Raw genomic sequence first — 8,372 nt, 5'->3', positions numbered from 1 at the left:
CGGTTGAGTCTCCGTGCGGTCGGTTGGGGTCAAGGTAACAGGGTCCCTAAGGGCGCAAACTCAATCATAACGGTTTGCTGTTGGATGGCAAGATGGTGACGAATTCCGCGCATCACCACGAAATTCGTCTTTCGATCGGCAATATCCGGTGTCGCGCCGTGATCGCGACTCGAACCGCCGACGGTCCGGGACGACGAGATCAGGCCTTCGTCGGCGCGGGGCCGCGCTGATCGATGACCTTGTCGATCAATCCGTATGCCACCGATTCCTCGCCGCTCATGAAGCGGTCGCGCTCGGTATCGTCCGCGATTTTCTCGATCGGCTGGCCCGTATGGTGGGCGAGGATGTCATTGAGTCGATCCCGAATATACAGAATCTCGCGCGCGTGGATGTCGATATCCGTGGCCTGGCCCTGGAACCCGCCCAAGGGCTGATGGATCATCATGCGCGAATGGGGTAGGCAAACCCGTTTGCCGGCGGCACCGCCCGCCAACAGCAAGGCGCCCATGCTGGCGGCCTGACCGATGCACATGGTGCTGACATCGGGCCTGACGAACCGCATGGTGTCGTAGATCGCCAAACCCGCCGTCACGGAACCGCCCGGCGAGTTGATATAGAGGTGGATGTCCTTGTCGGGGTTCTCCGACTCCAAGAACAGCAGTTGCGCCACCACGAGGTTTGCCATGTGGTCCTCGACCGGACCGACGAGGAAGATGACGCGCTCTTTGAGAAGCCGGGAGTAGATGTCGAAGGAGCGCTCGCCGCGCGCCGTCTGCTCCACGACGATGGGCACCAGCCCCAAGCCGGAGGGCTGCCAATCCGAACGGCTAGAAGAATAGCTCATAGGATGTTTCATCGCCTTAAATCGCGTTCAGAATGAAGAAAACCGGCACCCGCGCGCGGACGATCTCCGCGCGCGGATGTGCGCCTGACCGGCGCACGAACACTCGACGTCGTGACCGCTGCCGTCAAACGCCCGGGCGAGGACCCGACTCGGACAACTGGGCGAAGGTCAGCGCCTCTTCCTCGGTCTCGACCTGTCCCAAAACCCAATCTACGACCTGGCTCTCGAGCACGAGGCTCTCGACCGGCGCGAGATGCTTGGGGTCGGAGTAGAAATAATCGACCACCGCCTGCGGATTCTCGTAAGTCGACGCATTCTCCTCGACCGCCGCGCGAACCCGCTGCGCATCGGGGCGAAGCCCCTGTCCCTTCACGATCTCGCCGATGATGAGTCCGAGCGCGACACGTCGCTTCGCGGCTTCGTCGAACAGCCCGTCCGGGAGCGCGATATCCTTGGAGCCGAGCGTCTCGAGCATCTGCGCCTTCATCGCGCGGATCTCCTCCTGAATCAAGACGCCGGGCAACGTGATCTCGTGGGCCTCGAGGAGCAGGTCCATCACAGCGTCTTTTCTGCGGGCTTCGAGCCGCTGTTTCATCTCCCGCTCCATGTTTTGACGCACGTCCTCGCGAAAACGCGCGACATCGCCGTCGGCGACGCCGAACGCCTCGATGAAGGTCGCATCGACCTCGGGCAGAACGGTCTCCTCCACTGCCTCGACGGTCACCTCGAAACGCACCGGCTTGCCGGCGAGATGCTCGGCTTGGTAGGAGTCCGGGAACACGAGATCGAGCGTGCGCTGCTCGCCGGCCGCGGCGCCGATCAGACCTTCCTCGAACCCCGGGATCATGCGACCCGAGCCAAGCTCGAGCTTGACCCCGGTGGCGGAGCCGCCCTCGAAGGGCTCGCCGTCAAGCGTTCCGCTGAAGGAGATGGTCAGAAGATCGCCCGTCGCGGCCGCTCGCTCCACCGGTTGCCGGGTCGCGTGCTGCCGGCGCAGCCGCTCGACCATCGCATCGATGTCTTCGTCTGCAATCTCGGCGACCGGGGACTTCACGACGCGCCCGCTCAGGGATGCAATCTCGACCTGCGGCAAGACCTCGAAGATCGCCGTGTAGCTGAAACGCTGCTCGACCGGATCCATGGCCGGCTCGATACGCGGCATTCCTGCCGGGCGCAGCGATTCCTGCATGAGCGCCTCGGAGAAGCTGGACTCGACGAGCTCGCCGAAGACCTCTTGGTGCACGGCATCGCCGTAGCGTTGGCGCAGCACCTTCATGGGCACCTTGCCCGGCCGGAATCCGGGCATACGTGCGCTGCGACCGAGCTTCTGCAAGCGCTTCTCCACCTCGGCCGCAACCTGCTCGAAAGGCAGATCGATCTTCATCCGTCGCTCCAGTCCCTCGCCCGTCTCCACCGAAACCTGCATCATGTCTCTCCGGTCGGTCCCCTCGTCGAGGGGTCCGTAGGTTGTTGAATCTTGGATCGGGCAGAGACGCCCAAACCGCATAAAAGCTGTCCAGTATAGCGCACGAGCCGGTCGTGGCGAACGCTATCGGATACCACTCTATCGGATCACCCGGGCGCTCACGCCGTGTCGACCCCGCGCTCCTGCTCGCCGGAGCGTCGCAGCTCGCGCTTGAGGATCTTGCCCGCCGCGTTCTTCGGTAAGGCGTCCCGGATGACGAGCCGGCGCGGCACCTCGTGCCGCCCCAGGTGCTCGCGGCACCAGGCACGCAGACTCGCCTCGGTTGCCGAAGAGCCGGTGCGCAGGACGACGTACGCGACCGGGATCTCGCCGTGACGTGCATCCGAATCGGCGACGACCGCCGCCTCCGCCACCTCCGGATGCGCATAAAGCGCCTCCTCGATCACCCGCGGATAGACGTTCATGCCGTTGGTGATGATGAGGTCTTTGATGCGGTCGACCAGGAAGACATAGCCGTCCGCATCGCGATAGCCGAGATCGCCTGTGCGAAACCAGTCGTCGAAGAAGCTCTCGCATGTCGCCTCGGGCTGATTGTGATAGCCCTGCATCACGCTCGGGCCGCGGACACAGACCTCGCCGTAAGTCCCGTCCGGCACCTCGCGGCCCTCGGGATCGAGGATCCGGGTCTCGACCGTGGGGATCGGCAGCCCGATCGAGCCGGGCTTGCGCAGGCCCGCGATCGGGTTCACGCAGGTCACGGGGCCACATTCGGTGGGGCCGTCGCCTTCGAGGATGGGAATCCCGAAGCGCTCCTGAAACGCCGTCATCAGTGCGGCGGGCATGGCCGCGCCTCCACTGACGCAGACCCGCACGCTGCGCCAGTGCGCAAGCTGCTCGGAATCAAGCCGCAGCAGCACGCCGTAGAGACTCGGCACGCCGAGAAAGACGCTGGCACCGTGACGCGCGATCGCCGTCGAGATCGCCCCAGGATCGAACTTGGGGACAGGCACGATCCCGAGTCCATGCAGCAGCGGTGTCAGCACCCCGACCGTCGCGGCAAAGGCGTGAAACATCGGCAGCACGACCAAGATTCGATCGGCCGGGGTGAGTGCAAGCGCCTGGGCGACACCATCGGCGTTCGCGATCAGATTGGCGTGGGACAGCATCGCGCCCTTGGGACGACCCGTGGTGCCGGAGGTGTAGAGGATCGCCGCCGTCGCGTGGTGCGGATCGCGCGCTCGGGCCGGTGCAGGCGCCGCGCTGCGCATCATGGCGCTGAAGTCCAGCATCGCGGGATCGGCCGACGGGGTCGCGCCGATTCGCACCCGCACCCGCATGGCAAGCTCGGCCGGGCCCTCGAGCGCGGCGGCCGCGGCCGCATCGAACGCCTCCTGATGGATGAGACCGACCGCCCCGCTGTCGGCGAGGATGTAGGCCATCTCTTTGGGGTTGAGCAGGAGGTTGAGGGGCACCAGCGTCACGCCGGCCTTGAGCGCACCGAGATAGGCGATGACGAACTCGGCACCGTTGCCGCAGAGCAGGCCCAGCCGGTCGCCCTCCCGGATCCCGGCCGCGGCCAGTGCACCGGCCACCCCGTCGGAGGTCCGATCGAGTGCGGCGTAGCTCCAATCACCCTGATCGGAGCAGACGCCGATTGACTCGCCGAACCTTGCCGCCGCCGCCCGAAAGCGCGCGGGGATGTCCGGCGAGACGCGCGTACCCACCATCGAGGATGCCGTCAGATCACCTTCGAGAAGCCGATCGGCCCGGTCTTGGTGGCCAGATAGGCGTCGAAGGCCATGCAGATGTTGCGCACCAAGAGTCGCCCCCGCGGCAGGATGCGGATCTTGTGCGCATCGACCTCCAGGAGTCCGTCCCCTGCCATGTCGCGCAGTTTCATCAGGGCATCGGCGAAGTAGTCGTCAAAGCGGATGTCCCAGGCGGCCTCGGCGGACGGGATGTCCAGCTCGAAGTGACAAATCAGACGGGTGATCATGTCGCGACGAATCAGATCGTCACGGGTCAGCTCGATGCCGCGGAAGACCGGCAAACGCCCGGCGTCGAGATCCGCGTAATACTCCTCCAGCCCGCGCCGATTCTGGCCGTAGGTATTGTCGATCTTGCCGATCGAGGTCACCCCGATGCCGATCAGGTCGCAGTCTGCGTGGGTGGAGTAGCCCTGGAAGTTGCGATAGAGGGTGCCGGCCTGTTGGGCACGGGCCAGCTCGTCGTCGGGGCGGGCGAAATGGTCCATGCCGATGTAGACATAGCCGGCCTCGGTGAGGCGCTCGATCGTCGACTGGAGGATGTCGAGCTTCGCCTCGGGCGCCGGCAGATCGGCCTCGTTGATCCGCCGTTGCGGCTTGAAGCGCTCGGGCAGATGGGCGTAGTTGAAGACCGACAGGCGCTCCGGATCGACCGCGATGATGCGCTCCAAGGTGCGCGCGAAGCTCTCGGGGGTCTGGAACGGCAGGCCGTAGATGAGGTCGATGCTGATCGAGCGAAAACCCTCCGAACGGGCCGCCTCGAGCACGGCCATGGTCTCGGCCTCGGTCTGGATGCGATTCACGGCCTGCTGAACGCGCGGGTCGAAGTCCTGCACGCCTAGACTCATCCGGTTGAAGCCCAGGCGGCGCAGCAACGCCACACCGGCGGCATCGGCCTCGCGCGGATCGATCTCGATCGAGTACTCGCCGACATCGTCCCCGGCGAGGTTGAAGTGCCGGCGTGTCGTGTCCATCAGCTCGGTCATCTGAGCATGGCTGAGGAAGGTCGGCGTGCCGCCGCCCCAATGCAGCTGCTCGACCACACGGGACTTGTCGAACAGCTCCGACTGCAGGGCGAGCTCCTTGTAGACGCGCTCCAGATAGGGCGGGGCCAAAGAACGGTCTTTGGTCGCGATTTTGTTGCAGGCGCAATAAAAGCAGACGGTGTCGCAGAAGGGGATGTGGAAGTAGAGCGAGAGCGGTCGGCCGCTGTGATTGCTGCGCTCGCAGGCCGCACGATAGGCTGCGGCGTCGAAGGATTCGTCGAACTCCACCGCGGTCGGATACGAGGTATACCGAGGGCCGCTTTGATCGTAGCGACGGATCAGATCCAAATCGAATGAAATACCTTGTTCCACCGTTCAACCCTCCGGCCGCGGGGTCGGCTGCGACACCCGCTCGGCCATGTTCGTAGCGCCTGTCTCAGGCATCATCCCCGCCGACATCGAGGCCGCGACGGTGCGTCTCGTTGATCTGTTTAAGCAGGGTATGGAATGGAATCTCTTCCGCGTACTTGCCGGCCAGGTCCGTGAACGGCAGATCCTCGCGCCCGAAGGCGTAGCTCGCATCCTTCATGGCGTCGTGGAGCCTCTGAGTACCCTCCTGAAGGGGAAAGAGAAGGGCCGGTGGGCGGGGCAAGCTCATCGGGTCGTGGCCTCTTCGAGCAGCTCGAGCTGATGGCGATCGAGCTGCTCGCGCGTCAGCAGGAAGACCCCCTCCCCGCCGCGCTCGAACTCGAGCCAGGTAAAGGGCACGCTCGGCAAACGGCGCTCCAGCTCCGGGGCCGCGCTCCCGACCTCGACGATCAGAATGCCGTCGTCCGTCAGGTGGCTTGCGGCGTCCGCCAGGATCCGCACGACGAGATCAAGTCCGTCTTCGCCTCCCAGGAGGCCCAACTCGGGCTCGTTGCGGTACTCGAGCGGTAAGGAATCCAGCTCGGAGCGAGAAATATAGGGGGGATTGGAGACGATAACGTCGTAGCGGTCGTTCGGAAGGGACTCGAACAGATCCGAAGCAAAGACGCGAACCCGGTCTTCGACGCCGTGACGCGCAACGTTGCGTCTCGCCACGTCCAGGGCGACGGAGGAGATGTCGACCAAGTCGACGTCCACGTCCGGGAGATGCACGGCCGCGGCAACACCGATGCAACCGCTCCCGCAGCATAAATCGAGCACTCGACCGACGATTTCGGCGTCGATCCAGGGCTCGAAACCGGCCTCGACCAGCTCCGCGATCGGCGAACGCGGCACCAGGACATCCGGTGTCACGATCATCTCCAGACCCGCAAACCAAGTCCGCCCGGTCAGGTAGGCCGCCGGAATACGCTCCGCGATGCGTCGCTCAAGCATATCGCACACCTGTACGCGCTCGGCCGGCGTCAACCGACAGTCGCGAAAACCGGCGGGCAGTCCGGGTTCCAAGCTCAACGTCCCAAGGACCAGGTGAGCGGCCTCGTCGATAGCGTTGTCGGTCCCGTGACCGAAGTAAAGACCGGCGGCGTTGAAGCGGCTTGCTCCCCACCGCACGAAGTCTTGTATCGTGATCAAACCATCCGGCTGCTCGGCCATACGAAATATCGAAGAGAACGCGTCAGTGAATCCAGCGCCGCAGGATACCACTACCGCGAGCCCCTGTTCAGCCCCGTTGCCGGTCAACAGCACAGATGAGGCCGACACGCGCCTCGACGTCGGACCTCGAGTCGGATCGGCGCTCAGGCGGCACGGCGTTTGGCGTCGTCCTCGAGCGTCTCGACCTCGACCTTCGGGGAATCGGATCGACCTCGGCCGCGATCGACCAAGTCCTGCAGCGAGATGTCCTTGAGAAAGCGAAAGATCTCGTCGCTGAGTTGATCCCACAAATGGTGTGTCAAGCAACGCTGCCCGTCGCGACAGTTCTCGCGGCCGCCGCATCGCGTGAACTCGACCCACTCATCCACCGCGCAGATGATGTCGGCGATCGATATCTCCTCGGCGGACCGACCAAGGTAGTAGCCTCCTCCCGGTCCGCGCACGCCCCGCACGAGTTTTTTGCTGCGCAACGCGGCGAACAGTTGTTCGAGGTACGACAGCGAGATCCCTTGATTTACCGAGACGTCCGCCAGGGTCACCGGCCCGCTGCCGGAATGCAGCGCGAGGTCGAGCATAGCGGTTACCGCATATCTGCCTTTCGTCGATAGTCTCATCGTAGGATGCCTGGAGTGAGTGAGCCTACGGGCGCGCGGGTCGGAGCGACGGCGCCCAATGTCCCCCAGTTAAGTAGTCAACATTTTTGACATTTCAATGCACAACCGCGTGATCGGTCGTCCGAGAATCGGGCTCGAGGGGAGGAATCCGCGTTTGCGGCCAGCGTGGATCGGGACCCGCGCGGATCAGACCGGCGCCGGTAAACGGCGCACTAAGGGCACAGCGTGACCCGCGTGCCGGAGGCAAACGTCGGCGGAGTGACCGGCGCATCTGCGAAGACGCGCCCCTGCCGCAGGCAATAGGTCAGCCATTTGCCGATAAAGACATTCGCTTGCCACTTCTCGGCGAGCGCCGGCGCACGATAGTCGGCCCGCAGCGGCAGGACCGTTTGGCGCAGGTCGATCACCTCGACCTGACCGGCGTCGCGATACACCCTCAAGCGGGCATCCGGATCCGGGAGCGCAATCCCCTGCACGGGGAAGATGTAGGTGAGACGAAGGATGGTCGTGAAGCGCGCCTGTTCTTCGATCTCGAGATAGAGATCGACCCCTTCGGAGCAACGCGAGCCGTAGACACCCGACGGTCGCACAGCCAGATCCGGGACCAAACGAGAGAGGCGTGCGAAGTTCTCTTCGCAGAGACTCATGAGTGCCCCGATGTTGGGGCGACCCGACAGGACGCAGGCCGTCGCCCAGGGGTGGCAAACGCGCTGCATCGAGACCGGAACCGAGCGAGCGGTGCGCGACTGTCGAGCTAAGCGCTGCCGGATGCCTGGGTCTGAGCTTGCTCAGCGATCTGGCGCTTGACCTCGAGCATATCGAGCTCCCCGGCCTTGGCCAGGAGGTCTCGAAACTGACTCTCCGGGAGCGCGCCCGGCTGCGAGAAGATGATGATCTGCTCGCGGAAGATCATGAGCGTCGGAATCGAGCGGATATGGAAATGAGCCGCGATCTCTTGTTGCTCTTCGGTGTTGATCTTGGCGAAGACGACATCGGTCAGGTCTTCGGACACCTTGTCGTAAACAGGCGCGAAGGATCGGCAAGGACCACACCAAGGTGCCCAGAAGTCCACGACAACGAATGCATTGTCTTGGATCGTTTGTTCGAAATTGGTCCCGTCGAGCTCGATTACGGCCATAAGGATATCCTGCGATC

General features: G+C 64.2%; 9 protein-coding genes. All 9 read right to left on the bottom strand.

Annotation, left to right across the window (positions count from 1 at the left end):
- Positions 1-199: 199 nt before the first annotated feature.
- Positions 200-844: an ATP-dependent Clp endopeptidase proteolytic subunit ClpP gene (clpP, locus tag GPT33_RS05970; RefSeq protein WP_296806399.1), complete on the bottom strand. Its 645-nt coding sequence runs from the start codon at positions 842-844 to the stop codon at positions 200-202.
- A gap of 124 nt (positions 845-968) precedes the next feature.
- Positions 969-2,273 carry a trigger factor gene (tig, locus tag GPT33_RS05965; protein ID WP_363929062.1) on the bottom strand — a complete coding sequence of 435 codons (1,305 nt, stop codon included), beginning with the start codon at positions 2,271-2,273 and terminating at the stop codon, positions 969-971.
- 155 nt (positions 2,274-2,428) lie between these two features.
- Complete coding sequence (locus GPT33_RS05960) at positions 2,429-3,997, bottom strand: long-chain-fatty-acid--CoA ligase (protein WP_296806398.1); 1,569 nt, start codon at positions 3,995-3,997, stop codon at positions 2,429-2,431.
- 11 nt (positions 3,998-4,008) lie between these two features.
- Positions 4,009-5,394, bottom strand: a complete 1,386-nt coding sequence (hemN, locus tag GPT33_RS05955; protein ID WP_296806397.1) for an oxygen-independent coproporphyrinogen III oxidase — start codon at positions 5,392-5,394, stop codon at positions 4,009-4,011.
- Positions 5,395-5,458: 64 nt separating this feature from the next.
- A complete protein-coding gene (locus tag GPT33_RS05950; protein WP_296806396.1) occupies positions 5,459-5,680 on the bottom strand; it encodes a hypothetical protein in 222 nt (73 codons plus the stop codon).
- Complete coding sequence (prmB, locus tag GPT33_RS05945; RefSeq protein ID WP_296806395.1) at positions 5,677-6,603, bottom strand: 50S ribosomal protein L3 N(5)-glutamine methyltransferase; 927 nt, start codon at positions 6,601-6,603, stop codon at positions 5,677-5,679. The genes GPT33_RS05950 and prmB overlap by 4 nt, the downstream gene beginning before the upstream one ends.
- A gap of 143 nt (positions 6,604-6,746) precedes the next feature.
- A complete protein-coding gene (locus GPT33_RS05940) occupies positions 6,747-7,217 on the bottom strand; it encodes an Rrf2 family transcriptional regulator (RefSeq protein ID WP_296806394.1) in 471 nt (156 codons plus the stop codon).
- A 212-nt stretch (positions 7,218-7,429) separates the two neighbouring features.
- Positions 7,430-7,933: a DUF1249 domain-containing protein gene (locus GPT33_RS05935; protein ID WP_296806393.1), complete on the bottom strand. Its 504-nt coding sequence runs from the start codon at positions 7,931-7,933 to the stop codon at positions 7,430-7,432.
- A 38-nt stretch (positions 7,934-7,971) separates the two neighbouring features.
- Complete coding sequence (gene trxA, locus GPT33_RS05930) at positions 7,972-8,355, bottom strand: thioredoxin (RefSeq protein WP_296806392.1); 384 nt, start codon at positions 8,353-8,355, stop codon at positions 7,972-7,974.
- Positions 8,356-8,372 lie beyond the last annotated feature (17 nt).

It is taken from the genome of Thiocapsa sp., from assembly GCF_011390875.1.
Taxonomy (GTDB): Bacteria; Pseudomonadota; Gammaproteobacteria; order Chromatiales; family Chromatiaceae; genus Thiocapsa.
This window is presented reverse-complemented; position numbering and strand designations above follow the sequence as displayed.